Origin of the sequence: Microbulbifer halophilus (assembly GCF_026183675.1) — a bacterium.
Taxonomy (GTDB): Bacteria; Pseudomonadota; Gammaproteobacteria; order Pseudomonadales; family Cellvibrionaceae; genus Microbulbifer; species Microbulbifer halophilus.
Genome location: NZ_JAPIVK010000017.1, coordinates 18,803 through 40,483, shown reverse-complemented (window position 1 = coordinate 40,483; position 21,681 = coordinate 18,803). Strand labels below are relative to the sequence as shown.

The window sequence follows — 21,681 nt, the reverse complement described above, 5'->3', positions numbered from 1 at the left end:
GATTTTCGAGGATTCGGTTTTCGGTGCGGGCCGGGTGGGGTACCGCTTTCCGGAACTGTCTGCGAGAGGGACCTCGCAGACAAGCCTACAGGGACGTATATACGGCGTGTCCCGGAAAGCGGTACCCCACCCGGCCCTGCGGAGATTGTGCAAGATTCCAAGCGGGCTCTGATGAACTTCCTCAAAAAATACGGAAACAATCCATGACGGAAATGGTGCATCGCTGGCGTCGCTTTGTTGTCTCCCTGTGGACGCTATTCGGAGAAAAGAACTGTCGCCAGAGTGCGGCGGCGCTTACTTATATGACGCTGTTTGCGATAGTGCCGCTGGTGACGGTCAGTTACGCGATGTTGTCGCTGTTTCCCGATTTCGCCGGGCTGGAGAGCAAGCTGCAGCATCAGATCTTTTCCCACTTCGTGCCCGAGAGCGGGCGCGAGGTGCAGGAATATATCAGCAATTTTTCCAGTCAGGCGCAGCGGCTAACCGGTGTGGGTATCGGCATACTGCTGGTGACCGCCGGGCTGATGCTGCGCAATATCGAGGTGACTTTCAACTCGATCTGGGATATTCCCCGCGGTCGCCGGGGTGTTTCCAGTTTTCTGCTCTATTGGGCCATCCTGAGCCTGGGGCCGATATTGCTCGGCGCCGGTCTGGCGACTACCACCTATCTCTTCTCGCAAAAGATGTTCCTTTCGGAAGGGGACACCCTGGGTCTGTTGCCGATCGTGTTGCGGGTGTTGCCGTGGATCTTTACCGCCATGGCCTTCACGCTGTTGTTTATCGCCGTACCCAACTGTCGCGTACCGCTGCGACACGGTCTGGCGGGCGGTGTCATCACCGCCTTTGCGTTTGAAGCGGCCAAGTACCTGTTCGGGGTGATGGTGGCGCGCAGTTCGGTGCAGGCCATCTACGGGGCCTTCGCCTTTGTGCCGCTGTTCCTGATGTGGATCTACCTGATGTGGATGATCGTGCTGGCGGGTTGCGTTCTGGTTCGAACCCTGTCTGCCTACCACGCGGCGACCCGGGGACGGAAGTATTCCGATGTGATGGCGGCGCTGGTGTTGTTGTGGGAGTTTTACCGTCGGTACCGGCACGGCCAGCCGGTGCGCGACCAGGATATTTCTCACGCGGGAATCAAGCCGGCCCAGTGGCGGCGCGTCCGCAGGGTATTGCAGGAGCAAAAAGTCATCACCCAGACGGAGCGCAACGACTATGTGCTGCTGCGGGACCTGAATGCTGTTTCGCTGGCAGACCTGGTGGAGTGGATGAACCCGGCCCCCATTTCCCGTCGCAGCGACAGCGACCTGCGGGGGCTGCCCTGGTATAAGGATATAGAGGAGCGCTTTGTGGAAACCCGGGAGTTTGCCGGTGACAGGCTGGCGATCAACCTGGCCGAACTCTTCCGCAGTGCCCTGAAGCGGGAAGAGGCAACGGAGGCGGAAAGCGGGGCAGGGGATGGCTCCGCATCCGGGAAAACGACTGATACAAAGAACAAAAGCAGATCCAGACGAGGTGGTGGCAAAGGTGAATCCGGCAGTGACAAGAAGAAGTCCGAAAGCGATTCGGTGGGCAGTCTTTCTGTGGTTGGCCGCCGTAACAATAACAAGCGGTTGTGAGGCCGGCAGAGAGCGTCTGGAAACCGTCGCCGGCCCGCCGGTGGATCCCGCTGGCAAGGTGTTGCTGGTCAACTACTGGGCCGAGTGGTGCAAGCCCTGCCGCGAGGAAATTCCCGAGCTGAACCGGCTGGCGCGCGAGAGCGAGGCGCTGCAGGTGGTGGGAGTCAACTACGACCGCCTGCCGGCGGCGACCATCGCCGAGCAGGCGGAAAAAATGGGCATCCGCTTTCCGGTACTCGCCGCCGATCCCGCCGCCCGCTGGGGCTGGGAGCGCCCGCAGGTATTGCCCACGACTTTTATCGTCGGTGGGGACGGGCGCCTGGTGGAGACGCTGGTGGGGCCGCAGACCGTCGAGAGCCTGCGGGAGGTGTTGCCAGAGGGTAGTGGAAAAAGCGCAAAAAAATAGCCGCGCCAGGTAGGGTAGGGTGCGCCGTGCGCACCGATTGCCCTGGAACCGGCAATCCCTCCAGCCCAATCCGGTGGCGGCCCCGATGCCGGTGGCCATCTGGTAAACAGCCTGTCGGCAATCATTGGGTATAAAGCGATAGCTAAACTGTCTATAGGGGCGGGCGGCGGCGCTGTTAGCATGCCCCGCCATATTTTCACCACCCCCGGATCGGAAAACCCTCGAGATGCAATTCAGTTCCCTCTTGCTGCTGACCCTGTTCGTATTCCTGCTCTGGCCCCTGTACCGCTGGCACCGTTCGGGGAATTCCCTGGCGCCGGCGGTCTTCGCCGGCCTGTTGCTGGGGCTGGTCTTTGGTGGATTGCTGCAGCTGGCGCGGGGCTGGGGGGCCGATCCGGCGGAAGTGCTGCCCTGGATAGACGTGCTGGGCGACGGCTACGTCAACCTGCTGCACCTGCTGGTGATGCCGCTGGTACTGGTGTCGATCCTGGGTGCCGTGGTCAAGGTCAGCAATACCCAGTCCCTGGGCAAGATCAGCGTATCGGTGCTGGCGGTGCTGCTCGGCACCACCGCGGTGGCGGCGCTGGTGGGTGTGATGATGGCCCAGTTGTTCGACCTTTCGGCGGCGGGCCTGGTGGAAGGCGCCCGCGAGTCGGCGCGGGTGCAGGAACTGGACCGGCGCATGGGGGAGGTGACTGGCCTCGGCATCCCCGAAATCCTGGTTTCCTTTATCCCGGAAAATATCTTCTCCGACCTGGCCGGCAGTCGCGATACTTCCGTGATTGCAGTGGTGGTGTTTGCGGTGCTGCTGGGCCTCGCGGCCCTGGGTGTGCGCCGGGAACACCCGGAAGAGGGCCAGAAAATCGTCGACTTCGTCCATGTCGCCCAGGTGTGGGTAATGAAACTGGTGCGGCTGATCATGGCGTTTACCCCCTACGGTGTCATGGCGTTGGTGGCGGCACTGATTGCCAGTTCCAGTTGGGGGGATATCCTCAACCTGTTCAGTTTTGTGGTGGCTTCCTTCGCCGCCATCGGGCTGATGTTCCTGGTGCACGGTCTGCTGTTGCTGGTCAACGGTGTCAGCCCGCTGCACTATTTCGCCAAAGTGTGGCCGGTGCTGGTGTTTGCCTTCAGCTCCCGATCCAGCGCGGCCACCATTCCACTGAATATCGAGACACAGATCGACGAACTGCGCAATTCGCCGGCCATCGCCAACTTCTCCGCCTCCTTCGGTGCCACCATCGGCCAGAACGGTTGCGCCGGCATCTACCCGGCCATGTTGGCGGTGATGGTAGCGGTGCCAATGGGCATCGACGTGATGGATCCCGTGTGGCTGGCGACCCTGGTGGCGGTGGTGGTGATCAGCTCCTTCGGTATCGCCGGTGTCGGCGGCGGTGCCACCTTCGCCGCGCTGGTCGTGCTGCCGGCCATGGGCCTGCCGGTGACCATTGCCGCGCTGCTGATTTCGGTGGAGCCGCTGATCGATATGGCGCGCACGGCACTGAACGTCAACGGTGCCATGACGGCGGGGACCCTGACCCAGCGCTGGCTGGGTGGGGAAGTGCCCGGGCCTCAGCCCGATGAAGTGTGACGCCGGGGATTCAGCTTCGATTCAGTCATCCTTCCCTAGACTGCTCCCGTCGACAATCAACGGGAGATCGATTGTGAGTATCTGGAAACAGCTTCTGCTGGGGGCGCTGGTGGCCGGCCTGGTGGGCTTCAGTGCCTGGGCCAGCGCCGACGGCTATGACTATGCCGCCGTCACCGAGGTGATCCCGGTCTACGAGGAGGTGCAGGTGCGCCGGCCGCGCACCGAGTGCTGGGATGAGCAGATTGCCTACAAGCGGCCCCGATCGGCCGCCGGCGCGGTGATCGGTGGTCTGATCGGCGCCGCCATCGGCAACAAGGCCGGCCGGCACGGCCACCACCACGGGCGGCGCTACCACCATCGCGGCAATCGCGGGGCCGCCACTGTGGCCGGGGCCGCAGTGGGTGCGCTGGTGGGCAACGAGGTCAGCCGGGCCAATGCGCCCACCCGCTACGGTACACAGCAGCGCTGCCAGATGGTGGACGAATACCGCACCCGCCGCGACCTGGTCGGCTACGACGTCCGCTACCGCTATAATGGCCGTGAATACATGACTCGCACAGATCGGCACCCGGGCGATAGAATCAGGGTCCGTGTCGATGTCTCGCCCGCCTGGTGAGACCGCCGGCTCTGCAGGATCGCCATTCGGGTAGTCACAGGAGTTCCACCTTGAACACACGCCGCGCCACACACCGGCTCTTTTCTTTCGCTCTCTCTCTGTTGCTCTGCACCGCGGCCCTGCCGTCGCAGGCCGGCGTCGCGCAGCAGCCGGGCCTGTGGCACTCGGAGTTCCTGCGGGTGCAGCAGGGCGGGGTCTCCCGCGACCAGGCGGCGGCGAAGGTGAAACGGCGCTTCGGCGGCAAGATACTGGCGATTTCCGAAGTGCAGCGAAACGGCCGCAGTATGTACCGGATCAAGGGATTGTCGGATAAAAGCCAGGTTTACGTGGTCTATGTGGACAAGCGCACCGGGCGCATCTCGCGTTAGAAATGGCGGGACGGCGATAGAATTTCAAGTGGGGGGAAAGGTATGCGCGCACTGTTGGTAGAAGACGAGGAACTGTTGCGGCAGCAACTGGCGATTTCGCTGCGGGATGCCGGCTATACCGTGGACGAGGCCCCGGACGGCGAGGAGGCACTCTACTTCGGTCGCGAGTTCCCCTACGACGTGGCGGTGCTGGACCTGGGCCTGCCAAAGATGGACGGCATCGACGTGATCCGCACCCTGCGCCGGGAGGGCAAACACTTTCCCATCCTGATCCTGACCGCCCGCGGTCACTGGCAGGAGCGGGTCAACGGCCTGGAGGCCGGCGGCGACGACTACCTGGTAAAACCCTTCCACACCGAGGAACTGCTGGCGCGCCTGAACGCGCTGGTGCGCCGCTCCGCGGGTTTTTCCTCGCCCACCATCGAGGCCGGCCCCATCGTGCTGGATACCAGTTCCCAACGCGTCAGTGTTTCCGACAGTGAACTGGACCTGACTTCGTTCGAGTACAAGGTACTGGAATACCTGATGCTGCATCCGGACGAGGTGGTCTCGAAGACGACACTGACCGAGCATATCTACGAGCAGGACTGCGACCGCGACAGCAATGTGATCGAGGTGTTTATCGGCCGCCTGCGCAAGAAAATAGATGCGGCCGGGCAGCTGAAACCCATCGAGACACTGCGCGGCCGCGGCTATCGTTTTGTCGCGCCGCAGTAGCAGCCCGCTACCGTGCTGACTTCCCGACTCAAGTCCCTCAAGGGGCGACTGTCCATCGTCACCAGCCTGGTGCTGGTGGTGTTTCTGCTGCTGATTTCCGGCGTGCTGGAACACGCTTTCCGCAGCTCGCTGCACGCCGCCAAGCAACGCGAACTGCAACTGCACATCTACACCCTGCTGGCGATGGCGGAAGCCGATGGCGACAGCCTGCGGTTTCCGCCGGTGCTGCCGGAGCAGCGCTTCAACCAGCCGGATTCCGGCCTGATCGGCGCCGTCACCGATGCGCGCGGCCGGGTGATCTGGCGCTCCGAGTCCGCCCTCGCGGTGCCACAGCTCCCCAGCCACCCGCTGCCCCAGGGGCGCGAGGTCTTCTCCGAAGTGTCGCTGCCGGGGCAGGAAGGGCGCTACAGCAGTTTCCGCCAGGGCATCGCCTGGGGGCTGGACAACGAGCAGCAGTTCACCTTCGTGGTGCTCGAGGACGCGGCGCCGATGGCGGCGCAACTGCGGGAGTTTCGATCCACGCTGTGGCGCTGGCTGGGCCTGGGGGCATTTCTACTGGTACTGACCCAGTGGCTGGTGATGGGCTGGGGCCTGGCGCCGCTGCGCTCGGTGGCCCGTGCCCTGAAAGAGATGCAGAGTGGCGGCAGTGACAAGCTGCAGGGGGATTTCCCCCGGGAGCTGCAGCCCCTCACCGACAACCTCAACCTGCTGATCGAGAACGAACGCCGCCAACGGGAAAAGACCCGCAATACCCTGGCGGATCTCGCCCACAGCCTGAAGACGCCGCTGGCGGTCCTGAAAGGGCTGAATTTTTCCAGCGACCCGAAAACCGCCTACCGCAACCTGATCGAGCAGGTGCAGCGCATGGACAGCATCATCAGCTACCAATTGCAGCGCGCCGTCACCAGCTCGCCCAAATCCATCCTGCGCGGCGTGCCGGTGGCACCGCTGCTGCAGAAAATCCTCGATGCGCTGGAAAAGGTCTACCGGGACAAACCCGCGGAAGTGCAGTGGGAATGCAGCGAGGACACGCTGTTTTACGGCGACGAGGGTGACCTGATGGAGCTGCTCGGCAACCTGCTGGACAACGCCTACAAGTATGGCGACGGGAAAATTTCAGTTGAAATTGGCAACGACGATCACTACAAGCTGTTGATTGCCGTCGCCGACAACGGCCCCGGTATCGACGAGGAAAAGTGGCAGCAGGTGATTCATCGCGGCGTGCGCGCGGATGAACAGCAGTCGGGGCAGGGCATCGGCCTGGCCGTTGTCACGGATATTGTCGAGAGTTACGAGGGCGAAATCTCTGTAACGCCGCGGTCTGGAAGCGGTTCAAAGATCTGTGTCGTTCTGTAAGCTGTCCATTCCGGGAGTGTTCACTCGCTTTTCGGCAGTGCTATCTTAAGATCTTGATTGGCCTGTTCCCTCCGCCTCCATGCCGTTTCTGAATTGCTGATCATGTAGTGGTTGCCCCCCCCCCCCCCCCACCACCAGACCATGCTTCTGAATTCATAACCGCTTTGGGCCATATGGCCAAGAGTGCATACCTTAATCCAGAGACTTGAAGTGCAAGGTCGTGTAATAGCCTGTAATTGACATAAGTTCCATGTTGTTGAAGTATTAAAGGTTTTTTATCTAAAAACGAATAAAAGAAGATAGTGATCGTGGAAAAATTTTAGATGCGAAACAACTGAAATGATAATTGGTTCACGGTTTTGTTGTATCAATGATTTCGCTTGTGGTGTCAAATGAGGAAGCTGCGTCAATAAGTTTATTTTCTTTGAAATATTTTCGTAAAATTCACGTGTAATTATTTAATAGAGCACCTGACTTTGAGAGGGGTAATGATTAAAAATAATCTGCTAACAGTTTCTTCAATATTGATTGCAGGTGTGTTTGCTGCCGTCTTTGTTGTTTATGGTTTAAAGCATGAAAGGGAGAGTGAAGGCAGCGCTGTCTCTGAAGTTGTTTCCCCCGAAAAGAAATCCAGGTACAAAGATAGCTATTTTGTTGAAAATAGTGATGAATTTTCGGAGTTGGAAGAGCTTAGGGAGAAGAGCGAAGCTGTGAATGCGGAAACACTGAAAATTAAAAAGCAGACGATCGTGGATGGAAAGGAAATTTCCAGTGTCGACCAGGCAATTTCTGATAGGGATTCGAGCATCGTAAGGACTGCAACAATGAAAATGGAATCTAACGCAACGGGAAGCTACACAGTTCCGGCTGAGTCTGATCAGGATTAGAAAGACTGATAATTTCCTTTAATCAAGTGAGTTTTTGTATTTCTTAAGGGCGGAAAATGGGATTACAAGCCGGAGGATCTGGTTGGCAGTAGGGTTTATGGCTGCTTCGACGTTTTCATTTGCAGAGGAAATCAGGGATTATTATGCCGAGCCAGGCCTGAACCCGTTCAAGGAAACAATCAACCAGAACTTTAACGAACACATAGACCCGTTTTCCGGAACGCTGCAGCTTAAGTATACCGATATTCATGTCCCCGGGAACGGTGGCATGGATATCAATATCAATAGGGTCTATACCAGCCTGCAGACCAACGAATACCCGAAGCGTACCTCCTACGGGGTAGGTTGGGTTATGCACTTCGGCCGCATAGTGGCGCCGAAAGATGACCAGCAAAAGATTTGTAACCAGGATACCTACCAGGTTAACACAGCCGACAACCCCTCTCTGGAACATCCAGACGGAGCGCGGGAGTTGCTGGTTCTGAATAGCGTTTTGGGGGATGGCAGCCTGATTACAAGAAGCAACTGGAGAGCAGATTGTACCGCAGGCGAGCCAGGTATGGTGGTTTCCTCACCAGACGGCACCAAGTATACAATGGACCATTTCGACTTTTTCGAAGGTGAGCCGAGCTGGTTTACAACCCGAATCGAGGATGTTAATGGAAACTGGATAAGCATTGAATACGAAAGTGCAGACAATGGCGCCAGCTACATAAAAAATATCTATCGTAGTGAGGAAGGGGGAAGCGAGCCGGTAGTTACTTATGAGTATCAAGTAACGGAAGATGGTCTTCGCTTGCTGGATACCATTACGGCGAATGGCCAGGTTTGGACTTACGAGTATGAAGAAATTCCCGGATACATGTTCCCCGCCCATCATCTTGTGCGTGTAACCCGGCCAGATAACAAGTATTGGGAGTATACATACTTCGGTGTAGCGCCCGATCCGGACCCTGACGACGAGCTTCCGGAAGACGGCGTCGGCAGCCATTCGCTTCAGAAGGTCAAGTATCCGGATGGTGCGGAAATAGACTACATCTATCAGTTTGTGAGGTTTGATCATGGCAGCAGTTTGAGAACCACTGCCATTGAAACCAAGCATGTCTCCGGAAGGGATATAGCCAGCGGAGACTGGACCTATGTTTTCGAACCTCATAGTGTCCCAATGGAGGGGGAAACCCTTAGATACGATAAAACCACTATTACATCTCCTGATGATGTCACGGAATATTATCATTATGGCAAGGATTACCGGTGGGTATCGGTGGATCAATACCATTTTATCAAGCCGTCCTGGGTCGGTCTGCTGGCTAAAGAGCTTACTCATGACAAGCGGGGAAACCTGCTATTTAGTAAGTTTCTGAATTGGGATACCAGGAAAATTTCAAATGAGAGTATGATACATGGTAGTCCCTATCGGACTTGGTGGACAGAGTTTGCCACCTTTGCTCCATTCCTCGTGTCCGAAGGACATGGTTACGATAGCGAAGCCGAACGCGAATTTGGGGCTAATGGAGATGGAACAGTTACCGTTTCTAGGATCACGAAATACTCGGGCCATGATGACTTCGGGAATCCGACAGTAGTACGGGAATTTAATAATTACTCAAGAGACGACGAATACAGAACTACGACCTACGAGTACAGCAATGACACGGCCAAATGGATATTGGGAAAGGTTACCAGTGAAGAGTCGACCATGGATGGTGACACATCACTGACTACAAGGGTCTTCGATGAGCTTGGACAACTGAAGCAGGAGACAACAAACGGTGTTGACACTGGCTATGAGTATACTAGCGCCGGGGATGTGCAAAATGTAACAGATGCCAATGGTAATACCACTTACTTTTCCGATTACAAGCGTGGCATAGCGCAACAGGAAAACCGACCAGAGAATGTTTCTATTGGCAGGCACATCAATGATACAGGCACAGTTTCTTCGATAACTGACGGGAGAGGGATTACCACCAGTTTCTCCTATGATGACCTTAACCGCTTGACGGGAATCGATTTTCCGATATATGACGACGTTTCAATCTCTTACTCCAGTTTTTATAGAACCTTGACCCGGGGTGGCTTCAAGCAAGTTGATGAGTTCGATAGCCTCGGAAGGTTGATCAAGACAACGCGGAGTGATACGCAAACCGGAGAGGCTATATCCCAGCGCACTGAACTGGATGCATTGGGCAGGAAAGTCTATGAATCCGACCCCTATGGTGAGGTCGAGTCGGGAGGGATAAGTTACGACTACGATGCCCTGGGAAGGGTGGTAAAGAAATCGAACTCGGATGGGACCTACGTATCGAAATCCTATGACGATGAAATCACAGAAGTTGTTGATGAGCGCGGAAACGTTACGACCTATCGTAACCGTAATATTGGCCTAGACGATTCATCGCTTTTGAGAGTAGATCAACCGGAATCGGTTACGACTAAATTTAAGAGGAATCTTCTCAACCAGCCCTATGAAATATGGCAGTATGGCGATTCGGGGCGGATTCGGAGAGAATACAAGTATAATGAAAAGTACTTTCTTGAGTCGAAGAGTGATCCGGAAATAGGCACAAACCACTATACCTATGATCTTGTCGGCAACCTTAAATCTAGCCAAGTCGAGGAATTCAGGACGACAACCTATGAATATGACGATCTGGACAGGCTGACTTTCGTCGATTATCCGGGAAGCACCCTCGATACAGACTTTTCCTATGACGACAACGGAAATCTGACTGGTTTAATTGCGGGAGAGTCCTCCTGGAGTTACCAGTATGATAATAACAACAACCTTACCGATGAAATCCTCACCATAAACTCGGACATTTCGCGTAGCTATGCCTTTCACTACGACTATAATACCCTGGATTTTCTGGCAGGCATTACCTACCCGAACTCGCTCTATATCGACTATGCGCCCAATAACCTGGGACGTCCCACAAAGGTCGGAAGCTATGCGGAAAACGTCAGCTACTATCCGTCCGGGCAGATAGAGTCCTTTACTTACGGTAATGGAAAGGTCGCTCAGTTTACGCTGAATCAGCGCCTTTTCCCCGAGACGGTATCGGTGGATGGCCTAGTGGATCTTACCTATAGCTACGATGATACCGGAAACGTCACATCGATCATCGACGCCATAAATTCCTCACAGAACGTCTTGATGGATCAGGCCGGTAGTTACGACGGCATCAACAGGCTAAGGCAGGTATCCGGACCGTGGGGTACTCTCGACTACAGCTACAATACCTTCGGTGATATTCAGACCCGGAGCCTGGACGGAACCAGCTCGAACTACTTCTACAGAAACGCCAAGCTGAAGCAACTACGGAACAATGCCGAGCTCAAGTTCATGGATTTCGACCCCCTGGGAAACGTCACCAGGAAGTCACAATACGACCTGAATTCCAGTGGGTATGTGTCGGAGCATGACACGAAGTCATATCGTTATGACCACGCCTCCAGGCTGGTGGCGGCGATCACAGGAGGTTCGACAAAAAATTATTTCTATGACGGCAACGGTCACCGTTACCTTGAACGTATCAAGGGCAGCTACCAGAACAGCTTCAGTGTCTATACCCAGACTGGGACACTGCTTTTCGAGGAAGAGTTCGCCGAGTGTTCGACTAAAAGTTACATCCGTCTGGGAGACCTGCTGGTTGCCCAGTCAGTGGATCAGGAAATGGATTCAGAACTGGATACCGATGCGGATAGTATTTCCGATTGCCTGGAAACCAGACTTGGCCTGGCCCCCAACGATCCCCAGGACGCTACATTGGACAGTGATGGCGATGGCTTGACCAACCTCGAGGAGGTGGCACAGGGAACCCTTCTGTTTTCAGTGGACACGGATGGAGACGGTGTTTCCGACGGAGACGAAGTCGCCCTTCAGGAAACCGATCCCCTGCTGGCGGATACCGATGATGACGGGATCAACGACAGCGACGAAACGGCAGCCGGCTCGAATCTGCTCCTGTACGACTCGGATCACGATGGCGTTAATGATGGCGACGAGCAGGCATTCGGCCTCAATGCACTGGATCCCGATGACGGCAGGTTGGACCTGGATGAAGATGGCTATAGCAACCGGCAGGAAAGCCTCACCAGCTCCGACCTGAGCAGCGTGTCCGGTTTCCCCTCGGATGGCTCTCTGGCCTGGTATGCGAACACGGGTGGGGCTATCGACAAGGCGCTGAGCCTGGATGCCGACGGAAACCTGTATGTCGGCGCCCGGAATGGCTATCTCCATGCCTTCCATCCCGACGGCAGCGAGAAGTGGAGATTCCAGACCGGCGATGAAGTGCTGTCGACCCCGGTCATCGGCCTGGACGGTACCATTTATGTAGGTTCCGATGACGGCAAGCTGTACGCAGTCAACCCGGATGGTACCGAGAAATGGAATTTCCAGACTTATGGAAATATTCAGACATCACCGAGTATCGGTACTGACGGTACCATTTACGTCGCCTCCTACGATGGGGAGCTGTACGCGATCAACGAAGATGGAACTCTGCGTTGGAATTACAGCACCCATCCGCAGAACTACGTTGGTGCCGGGTTTCTATCCTCTCCCGCCGTCGGCGCAGATGGCACGATTTATGTCGGAGGCTGGAGGGTCATCCTGGATCTACCCGCTCCATTTATGATGGCATTCACTCCCGACGGCGACCTCAAGTGGCAATATGGCACCGATGGCCCGGTGGATTCGTCGCCCGCGATCGGACGGAACGGGGATATCTATTTTTATGCGGACGATGGCTTCCTGTATGCCCTGACAAAAGACGGCGAGCTGAAGTGGAAGTACGACACGGGATCCGAGACAAGTTCCTCGAACTGGTGGTCCCCGGTGGTTGGCCAGAACGATACAGTCTATGCCGGTACCGCCCACGGCGAACTGATTGCTCTTGACCGGGCCGGACAGTTGCTGTGGGAATACGATCCCTTGGGAACGCCATTTACGCCCGTGATAGCGGAAGATGGCACCGTCTATTTTGGGACAGCAAACGGCTTCCTGTATGCGTTGAACCCGGATGGAAACCTGAAGTGGGAATATACAGACGCTTATTTGCTATTGAGTCCTCCGGCCATCGATATAGACGGAACTGTCTACATCGGGGACAGGAACGGTAGGGTCCAGGCCTTCGTGAACGACAACGGCGGCCTGGCGTCTACTCCCTGGCCTAAGTTTGCCCGGGACGGTTTCGGCTCGGGCAACCTCTGCCGAAGCGCAAATAGCGTCTACAACCCGCAGGTAGACAGCGATTCCGACGGAATACCGGATTGCTCGGAATATGTATTCGGGTTGGACCCCAACGATGGCGCGGATGCTGTTTTGGACACCGATGGCGATACCATTTCCAACCTGGACGAATATATCGCCGGTACCTCGCTGACCGAGGCCGACACGGATGGAGATGGAATCAACGACAATAACGAAGCGCTCTTTGCTTCCAATGCCAAGCTTCCGGACTCCGATGGTGATGGTATCCTCGACGGAGACGAAGACTACGACTTCGACGGCGTCAGCAACGCCATGGAAGTTATCGCGGGAACTGATCCCTATCAGAGCGAGGCCTTCCTGGCCACCGGCATAAATCTGTTTCACTATCCTTTTGCAATCCCCGATGGGCTCACCGCCTTCCAGCTTCTCGATAATCTGGGTGGGGACGGCGTGATATCGAAGATAGAGAAGTACGACTCTTCCTCCAATAGTTTCGTCTCTGCCGAATACGTTGACGGTGTAGCCGAAGGGCAGGATTTCACCATCCAGTCGGGCGAGGGCTATGTTGTGCATGCCCAGCAGTCGTTGCAGTATGCTTTCGAGGGCGAGGTCGTATGTCCCACTGCAAACCTCGAACAGGGCATCAACCTCATCGGTTTCTCCTGTATCTCCGGTGAATTCAGTGCCTTCGATCTGCTGTCGCACCTGGGCGGCGAGAGCGTCGTCAGCAGCGTACAACGCTACAACAGGGGGACGGGCCGGTACGAATCGGCCACCTGGATGGATGGCGCCCCGGTTGGTGTGGACTTCCCGGTGAACAACAACGAAGCGTATATCGTTCACGCACAGACAGCGGCCTCGATCGCCTCCCCCGCGGAGCACACGGACCTCTCGATTGATTCCCATACCGGTGGCCAGGCAGTCGAGGGGTTTCCCGTGAACGTTGATGGGGAATTTCTGGCACTCGTGACCATTAGCGGTACCGTGGGGACGGATACTGTGAGTGTGGAAGTGAACGGAGAGCCGGCCAATGTGAGCGACGGCACCTTTACCATCGACCTGCCTCTCGAAGGTGGTACTCGTAGCGTAGAAGTAGCGGTGACCAACCTCGATAATCTGGTGACTCGATCCACCATCACACTGGATGTGGAGCAGCCTTGGACACTCGAGGTTGAATCGCACGTCGACGGGCAGATCACCTATCAAAGTAACCCCATGGTGTTCGGGGCTGTGCACGAGAGCATTGACCAGATCCGCGTAAACGGCAGGCCTGCGGTACTGGAGAGCGGAAGCTTCAGGTTTGGTTATCTGTGCGAGAATACTGGCCAGGAGTCCAGTCCACACTGCGACTATGCGAGCTACGATGACAGGCTGGAACTCGATGAGGGGCAGCATGTCCTGACGGTGGAAGCCTTCAGGGATGGAGAATTGCTGGACTCCAGAGAAATCGACCTGGAAGTGCGCCGACTGGCGATAGCCACCGCGAACCCCGGGTTGGTCTCCGAGGCCCTGGATGACGTTGCCTTTCCGCAATCCAGGATCGGGGACGTGGCAGTATACGAAGCCGGGAATAGAGGTACCTTCGGCCACCAGTTGGAGATCCAGGCCACGGCCAGCGATCCCTCGCCCGGTGTCGCTGGAAACAGGCTGCAGACGTCCATCGACGTTGAGGTGCTCAACGGCATGTCTGGCGCCTACGACGCGACCGTCGAACTGGTTTTCCGCGACGGCGACGACGCGGCGCTGTACTCCGCGGACTTCCTCGTCAGCTACGATGTGCCGGTTTCCACGGTGCCGCCGGAGTTTACCGTTGACTCCCCGGTGGAAAATGCGGATATCTACTATTCCACGGGCCTGGTGTCCGGCCATTACTCGGCGTCCGTCGATGAGATCAGGGTCAATGGCGAGGTTCCCGAACACTTCGAGGGCGGAATCTACTCCCACCCCGTCGACCTCACCCCCGGCACTCTTCAGGTCGAAGCGATTGGCGAAAACCCCAGTTTAACAAGGGTAAAATCCGTCAATTTCAATACGCACGCCTACGACGTGATGCTGGCTCCCGGAGAGGTTTTCACGAATGAGCCGATTCATACGGAAAACTTCCCGGCCAGCCGAGTCATCAGTTACCTGACCGCCAGCGACATCGTATTCCAGGGAGCACCGGCATTTGTGCAGCGGCACAATGCCAGTGTCGATCTGGAGGTCGGGGAAACTTCACCCTACAAGACCATGGGCCACCAATTTGGCATCGAGCTGCAGGCCGCCCAGGGCAATCCTATAGTCTCCGGTATATACGATTTCACGGTGGACTGGGCCCCTGAGATCATGGGTGGATTCGATCCCTACATGGAAATCCCGGTCAGACTCACCGTTGTGGAGAGTCGGGACCCGCCGGATATCCAGCTCTATTCGCATACGGATGGGGAGACGGTGCCCAGCACAACCACTGGTGTTGCCGTTCGCGTCAGCAACGACTCCTCCGCGCAGGTCGTCATCAACGGCGTCCAGGCGCAGATGGAGGAGATTCGCAACCTGCCGTACACGGACCATACCTATACGGCGGTTCTCGAGCTGAACGAAGGCCCCAATGACATCCATGTGGAAGTGGAGAGCCTGAATGGGCTGACGGCCAGTGAAACCTACACCTTGAACGTGGTTTCCCAGCCGGTACCCACGCTGGATGTCACCTCTCATGACGAGCAGGAAGTGATCAGCGTCGATCCAGTGGATATTGTTGCGGAATCCGGCTCGGAAACTCCGGGACTGACGATGTACCTGAACGGTGAGGCTCAACCTTCGCCGGTCGGGGAGGGTACTGTTTACACTTGGGAGTCGACCTTGCTGCAGGAGGGGGACAACCTCCTGGAGTTCTACGCGCCGGGATACCTGGATCCCATAGCAACCCGCACCGTCGTCTTGACGCCGCCGCCGGCGCCTGTCATTACGGTAACCTCGCACACCGAGGGAGAGGTGGTCACCCAGAGCCCGATCGTGTTGACGGGCACCGTGGTCAACCCGGTGGAGAGCCTGACGATCGACGGTATTGAAATGCCTCTGGAGGGTTCAGGATTCACAATGGAGCATCTGGACCTGTTCGAAGGCGATAACGTGATCGAGATCACGGCGAAGGGGCCAGGAGCCCATGCCGAAACCACTACCCGGACCCTGAATCTCTTTTACCAGAGCAGCGAGCTGCCGAGGGAGGTCCTGGTGGCAAGCTCTGGAAAAACATACTTCCGGCATGAATTCACCACTACGACGGATTTATTCAATAGCGCCTGGCAAGTGTTTTATTCCTTTGGAGAAGGGAGGCCGGATGAGCAGTATTCGTACTGGTCATCGATTGAAAAGTTACCCGATAATCGAATAGTCGCAACCTTGGAGTTGAATATCAGCGATGACGCTGATCCTGGTATCTATAACTTCCCTGTAATCATGAAATTCATGGATGCAGATTCCAACTTAAGATTCCGTGAAATAGTGATGGTTGATCTCACGGTTACTGATGAAAACCGGCTAATTCCCGGATCCGCAATCCTGAGAAGCGAAAGCATTGCCTTGGAGCCTACCGTGTTTGACGCAGCATCATCGGTTCAATTGGTTCCGGATGCCTTGCCAGATGGGATCGGAATCCAATATTACCGGTCAAGCCAAGACTGGAACGAGGATCTCTGGAATATCCAATTCGAGATTTCAGCAGATACGGATGTGACACCCGGGAATTATACCGTACCGGTTTCCTACAACTTCCTCGATTCGGACTCTACGGTAATACACACCGAGGTGCGGAATATCAATGTAGAGGTTGTGCTTCCCGAAGCTGGGCCTCCCACGGTACAAGTGAACTCTCACAACAATGGAGAAACTGTAACCACACCTATAGTGACGATATCTGGATCGGTTGCGGATGCGAATGCGATGGTGACCGTGAATGGGCAGGCTGCAGTTGTCACCCCGGCTACCGGCAATGAGGGTACCTTTAGTGCCGATATAACGCTGGAGGAAGGCTCCAATCTTGTCACGGTAGTTGCGACAGGAGAAGGACAGCTGACTTCCACGGACCAAGTCACCGTGAACCTCAGTTCGCAATCCTCGGGTGGTGACCTGGTTATTCCGGTAGGAGAGACTACAAGGACCTCGGAATCCTTCCCGATGAGCGAGAGTGACTTCTACGCGGTTGCCGGCTTGGACCTGAATTATTCGGGTAGTGCGGACGCAATCAACAACCTTACTCTCTCGAGCCTGAGTCTGACGCCAGTGGCCAGCGAACTTACCTGGATATTGGAATACGATGTCTCAGTCAATTCGGCGGCCAGCCCCGGTGTCTACGATCTTTCGATAACGTACACCTTTAATGATTCAAACCAGGCTATGGTGGTTGAAGAGACCAGAGAGCTCAGCGTGGAGGTGACAGAGTAATGAACAGGATTTATCGAAGACACAAGGGACTGAAGCAGGTTCTGTATCTGTTCACAGCCTGTTTGGCGCTCCCTGTCTTAGGCCAAGCGGCGACTACTGAGATATCGGATCTGATTGTGTCGGATGTTACCGATAGGTCGCTTGCGGTGATATTTACGATATCGGAACCTGCGATTCCTGATCTCAAGGTCTATATGGATGAGGAGGCTAGTAGTCTGGTCCCCAGTGTAGAGGTAGAGGCCTACCCGGTTCATACGGGAGATCCGACCATAAGTGGACAGTTTCGCAAGCATTCCAAGGAGGGCATAGCCAGCTCCGCCAGGGGGCGCTTGATCGTGAAACTGGAGGCTAGAGGGTTGGATCCTGAGACCACATACTACCTGCGACCATCCGCGACTTCGGAGGCCTCCGAAGAGACAACTATCTGCCCTGGCTCGGGGGCTGGCTTTTGCGATGACCTTGATGCCGCCGCGCTTACTGTTACAACCAGTGCCAGCGCCATGCACACGGCACTGGATAGCGGCAGCGGCAACACACGAATGTACCTCAACGACCAACTGGTGATTGATACAGAAGCCGGTAGCGCGGGGGATCTTGTGATCGTCGCCCTGGAGGGCGCCCGGTACCCGGTCAGTGCCTTCGTCGGGGATGGTATCCAGGCGCCCAGCGCCATGGTCGACCTGAACAACCTCTACGCCGAATCTGCAGGCGGCCTGCTGCGGGTGCATGGCTCGTCGCTGGTAGCGGAAAGAGGGGACTTTGGCGAAGCCGCGTTGGTGCGCCTCTACCGCGGCAGTTCGGGCAGCACCACCGCCTATAAGGGCGTGGCGGCCGCCAGCGGCACCGGGGAAGTGATCGCGCTCAACGAGGCCTCTCTGGGGGATTGCAACCTGAGCGGCACCGTGGGCGGCTACGACCAGCTCCTGTTGCACTGGGTGGTCGACCAGGCCCCGCAACCGGACTTCCAGCAACAGATCGCCTTCCACCCGGTGCTATGTGATTTGTTCAAGGAGGAAGGCCTGAACAGCCTGTCCATGTCGCCGGAGATCGACCAGGAAGACCTCAACAGGCTGAAGGCCCTATTGGTCGGCAGCATCAGCGCAGAGGACCTGCCGGAGGAGCCCACCCCATGAGCCTCATCGCAAGGAAACCGCTTATTCTGGGACTCTGCCTGGGACTGCCGTTCAGCGTCGCGGCACTGGCCCAGCAGTCCCCCATTACCGGCACCGCCGCGGTCCACCTCGGCACCGGCCTGGAGGGCGAACCGCAATCGGTGCTATCCGTGCCGGTCCGGGTCGACCTGTCCGGGGTCAGTTACCAGGACAAGGACGGGAACGCAATCGATGCCGCCCTCGGTGCCCTGCGCCTGGCAATCACCTACGACCCGGCCCAGGTAGCGCCGGTACTCGAGGCCAATAGCACGCCGGGCGGCAGCACCGCCGAATTCGCCGACGATCAGACGGCCCACGTCGAAGCCACGGGCACAGGGCAGGAGAAACTGGTCCTGACTGCCAGCCAAACCGCCGAGGCCTCGCCCACGGGCCTGGTCGACGTGGCCGCCGTGCCCTTCCAACTCCTGGCCGCCTCCGGCGACATCACCCTGGACGTCGAGACCCTCGATCTCCTGAGTCCCCTGGCGGCCCTGCCGGACGGCATTATCGGTGGCGAAAGCATCCCCCATACCGTCACAGACGGCATAATCACCGTTACCGCCCCGACCCAGCCCGCAACGACGCAGCAACTGGCCAGGGCCGCCGAAGACAGCGACGCCGACGGCATGCCGGACACCTACGAACGGGCATTCGGACTGGACCCCTACAATGCCGCCGACGCCCACCAGGACCGCGATGGAGACGGCCTCACTAACCTCGAGGAATCCAGCCGGGGCACCGACCCCAACTACCGGCACGGCGACATCAACAACGATGGTATCGTCGACCTGGCAGACGTCCTCCTGGCCAAACGCATCGCCGTGGGCCTGGAAGAGGCCACCGAAACACAACTGGAGCCCGGGCACGGTGATACCAATACCAACGGCCACATAGACCTGGGCGACGTCGTAGCCATCCAGCGCCGGGCAATGGGCCTTGACCAAGACGAACAACCGAGTGGGGAATAAGGAAATGAAAACTCTCTTTGCGAAAGCCTTGATCCTGACGGCCTTTGTCACCCTGTTGAGCGGCTGCAAGGAAGAAGCCCTGACCGCCACCGTGCGCAGTGGCGACACCGTCATCGTCTCCCTCTCCGCCGACGACCTCGGCGAAGACGCCGGATCGGCCAATACCGCCATCCTCCGCCGGCACCAGATAGGCGCCCAAATCACCGACAGCACCGGTGAGCAATACGACGTCCAGTTGCGGCAGGTATTCAAAATCTACGCGGACCCCACCAGCAAGGTGCGACAGGAAAACCCCAATGCCCTGTGGCTGGCGGCGATTGACCTGGTAGACCCACTTTCCTCCGCCGCGCCGGCCCTGGCCAGCGGCACCGCCTCCCTGACCCTGACCGCGCCGGATTACTTCGCCAGCGACAAAACGGTCAGCCTCGAAGTGGTGCCCGGGTTGGGATCTCCCAAGGAACTCAGCGACCTCAATCTCGATCCGGACACCATCGAACCGGCACCCCAGGCACTGGCATCCGTAACCGGCAACCTGGCAGATCACAAACTGGCGGCAGTGGAGCACCGCTTTGTGATTCCACATACAAGCAATGTAGATGCGACTATCGGCCAACCCCAACAGGCGGCAGTGATAAAAAAGATACCTGGACTCGAGCATATCGACTTCAACACTCAACAGACCACAGCTGACTCCGGCAGCACCGAAGTGCGGGTATACCTGACTGCAATAGAAGGATTGGCCCAGGAACAACTACAGGAACTGGATATTGCCCTGATCTCGGAGCTACCCCAAGCCAATGCACAAACCGATTACTGGCAAAAGCACTATCAGGGCAGCAAATACTATGACATCAATGGAAACCAGATCTCATTGACAACCGAAATCTCTGCGATTCGCTAAAAGGAAAGCGAAAAGAGCAAGGAATAAAAAGACAATGAGCAGCCTAATAAGAAACATCGTTTTCATAGTCCTTCTGCTTGTGATTTCAGCAGTCTCCCAGGCAGAAGTCACCGTTACCTACTTGCATAGCGATGCCGCCGGATCGGTGGTAGCCGCCTCGGATGAAAGTGGCGATTTGGTCTGGCGTAAAAGCTACCTGCCCTATGGCGGCAAGCGCCAGGATGGGCAACCTGAAAACAGGGCGGTAGGGTACACTGGGCATACGCACGACGATGATACGGGCCTTATTTATATGAAGGCCCGTTCCTACGATCCTGACCTGCAGCGATTTCTTCAGATGGATCCTGCTACGGTGTTGGATCACGCTGACAGCAACCCGATGATGTTTAATCGGTATGCTCATGCAAATAATAATCCATATAAATATGTGGACCCGGATGGGAGAACGTCTGTTGCAGCAGGAGCAGGGGTTTTCTTTGGTGGAGCTATAATTGCTTACGGAGCTTGTGGTGGCTCATCGAATCCATGGTGTAACGCCGTTCGTGGTTTGGGTGACAGACTAATTGATGGAACCGGTAGCCTTCTCCATAGCGAAAGTGCAGACGATAGTGAAAAGGCTTCGGGTAGGGACGCGAGGACAGACGGCAACTCTGATTCCTCGGCAGTTGAAAGCTTGCCTGACTTAACGGGAAAAGGTAGAGAAGAAGGGGGTAAAACGCTTGAGGAATCAGGGTTTGAGCATAAAGGGGAAACAGAAGGTGGATATGATAAGTGGTATCATCCTGATGGAAGCCGTGTACAAATTCGCCCTGATGGTGAAATTGTAAGAACTGGTCCAAAAGAAGCGCCCAAGGGTGGTGGCAGAAAGTATCGTCCAAGATATGATAAGAATGGAAAAAGGACTGATAAACATAGTACGGGGGAAAAGTTGAATGATTGATGAAGTTCAAGAATTATTGAGTGAAGCAAGTAATTATAATTTGTCAGATGTAAATGTATCCCCCTTCTTAAGCGAGGTAAGACTGAATTTTTCGGGTGGGCAATCAGTTCAGAATTTTTCTCTTGAATTGTATAGGGTTTCCTTTTATAGGATTTCTAAAACAGCAGAAGATGAAGAGGGTTGTTTTTTGATTGGTGACTTGAGGTTGACAAAATGTAGGGACGGTGGTTTGAATGTTTTGGATGGGTTAGGGTATGGAATTAGGAGAGGAGACAATAGTCCTGTGCATTTTGAGGGGCATGCATATCACCTGGAAATTGATGGGGATATAGTATGCGACTTTGTGTTTGGTGATATAAAAGTTTTGAAGGAAATATAAGCCTAACACTTCAGGATCTTATACTATTTCTCTATGAGGCTTTTCACGAGAGAATATGACCCCCACAGTTAAAGGACAGGATGTAAGTTACTGGGACCCAGCTCGATTGCGTTGTGAATTTGATGGCTGGACAGCCTATACACGCGAATTG

Annotated in this window: 14 protein-coding genes; all 14 read left to right on the top strand. The window is 56.2% G+C overall.

Going from position 1 to position 21,681, the window contains the following annotated elements; translation table 11 throughout:
* The first annotated feature begins 203 nt into the window (after positions 1–203).
* Positions 204–1,616 carry a YihY family inner membrane protein gene (locus OQE62_RS10580; RefSeq protein ID WP_265722004.1) on the top strand — a complete coding sequence of 471 codons (1,413 nt, stop codon included), beginning with the start codon at positions 204–206 and terminating at the stop codon, positions 1,614–1,616.
* A complete protein-coding gene (locus OQE62_RS10575) occupies positions 1,585–2,022 on the top strand; it encodes a TlpA family protein disulfide reductase (protein ID WP_265722003.1) in 438 nt (145 codons plus the stop codon). Before OQE62_RS10580 ends, OQE62_RS10575 begins: the two co-directional genes overlap by 32 nt.
* Positions 2,023–2,248: 226 nt before the next feature.
* Entirely contained in the window at positions 2,249–3,613 is a 1,365-nt protein-coding gene (locus tag OQE62_RS10570; protein WP_265722002.1) for an L-cystine transporter, read from the top strand.
* A 73-nt stretch (positions 3,614–3,686) separates the two neighbouring features.
* Positions 3,687–4,229, top strand: a complete 543-nt coding sequence (locus tag OQE62_RS10565) for a glycine zipper 2TM domain-containing protein (protein WP_265722001.1) — start codon at positions 3,687–3,689, stop codon at positions 4,227–4,229.
* A gap of 50 nt (positions 4,230–4,279) precedes the next feature.
* Positions 4,280–4,597, top strand: coding sequence for a PepSY domain-containing protein (locus OQE62_RS10560; RefSeq protein WP_265722000.1), 318 nt, complete (start codon positions 4,280–4,282; stop codon positions 4,595–4,597).
* A 42-nt stretch (positions 4,598–4,639) separates the two neighbouring features.
* Complete coding sequence (locus OQE62_RS10555; RefSeq protein ID WP_265721999.1) at positions 4,640–5,314, top strand: response regulator transcription factor; 675 nt, start codon at positions 4,640–4,642, stop codon at positions 5,312–5,314.
* A 12-nt stretch (positions 5,315–5,326) separates the two neighbouring features.
* On the top strand, positions 5,327–6,670 hold the full coding sequence (locus OQE62_RS10550; protein WP_265721998.1) for an ATP-binding protein: 1,344 nt from the start codon (positions 5,327–5,329) through the stop codon (positions 6,668–6,670).
* A 488-nt stretch (positions 6,671–7,158) separates the two neighbouring features.
* Positions 7,159–7,557, top strand: coding sequence for a hypothetical protein (locus OQE62_RS10545; protein WP_265721997.1), 399 nt, complete (start codon positions 7,159–7,161; stop codon positions 7,555–7,557).
* Positions 7,558–7,654: 97 nt separating this feature from the next.
* Positions 7,655–17,191: an outer membrane protein assembly factor BamB family protein gene (locus OQE62_RS10540; RefSeq protein WP_265721996.1), complete on the top strand. Its 9,537-nt coding sequence runs from the start codon at positions 7,655–7,657 to the stop codon at positions 17,189–17,191.
* Positions 17,192–17,691: 500 nt separating this feature from the next.
* A complete protein-coding gene (locus OQE62_RS10535) occupies positions 17,692–18,324 on the top strand; it encodes a hypothetical protein (RefSeq protein ID WP_265721995.1) in 633 nt (210 codons plus the stop codon).
* Positions 18,321–19,310 carry a dockerin type I repeat-containing protein gene (locus tag OQE62_RS10530; RefSeq protein WP_265721994.1) on the top strand — a complete coding sequence of 330 codons (990 nt, stop codon included), beginning with the start codon at positions 18,321–18,323 and terminating at the stop codon, positions 19,308–19,310. Before OQE62_RS10535 ends, OQE62_RS10530 begins: the two co-directional genes overlap by 4 nt.
* A 4-nt stretch (positions 19,311–19,314) precedes the next feature.
* Entirely contained in the window at positions 19,315–20,211 is an 897-nt protein-coding gene (locus OQE62_RS10525; RefSeq protein ID WP_265721993.1) for a hypothetical protein, read from the top strand.
* Positions 20,212–20,245: 34 nt separating this feature from the next.
* Positions 20,246–21,151: an RHS repeat-associated core domain-containing protein gene (locus OQE62_RS10520; protein WP_265721992.1), complete on the top strand. Its 906-nt coding sequence runs from the start codon at positions 20,246–20,248 to the stop codon at positions 21,149–21,151.
* A complete protein-coding gene (locus tag OQE62_RS10515; protein WP_265721991.1) occupies positions 21,144–21,530 on the top strand; it encodes a hypothetical protein in 387 nt (128 codons plus the stop codon). Before OQE62_RS10520 ends, OQE62_RS10515 begins: the two co-directional genes overlap by 8 nt.
* Positions 21,531–21,681 lie beyond the last annotated feature (151 nt).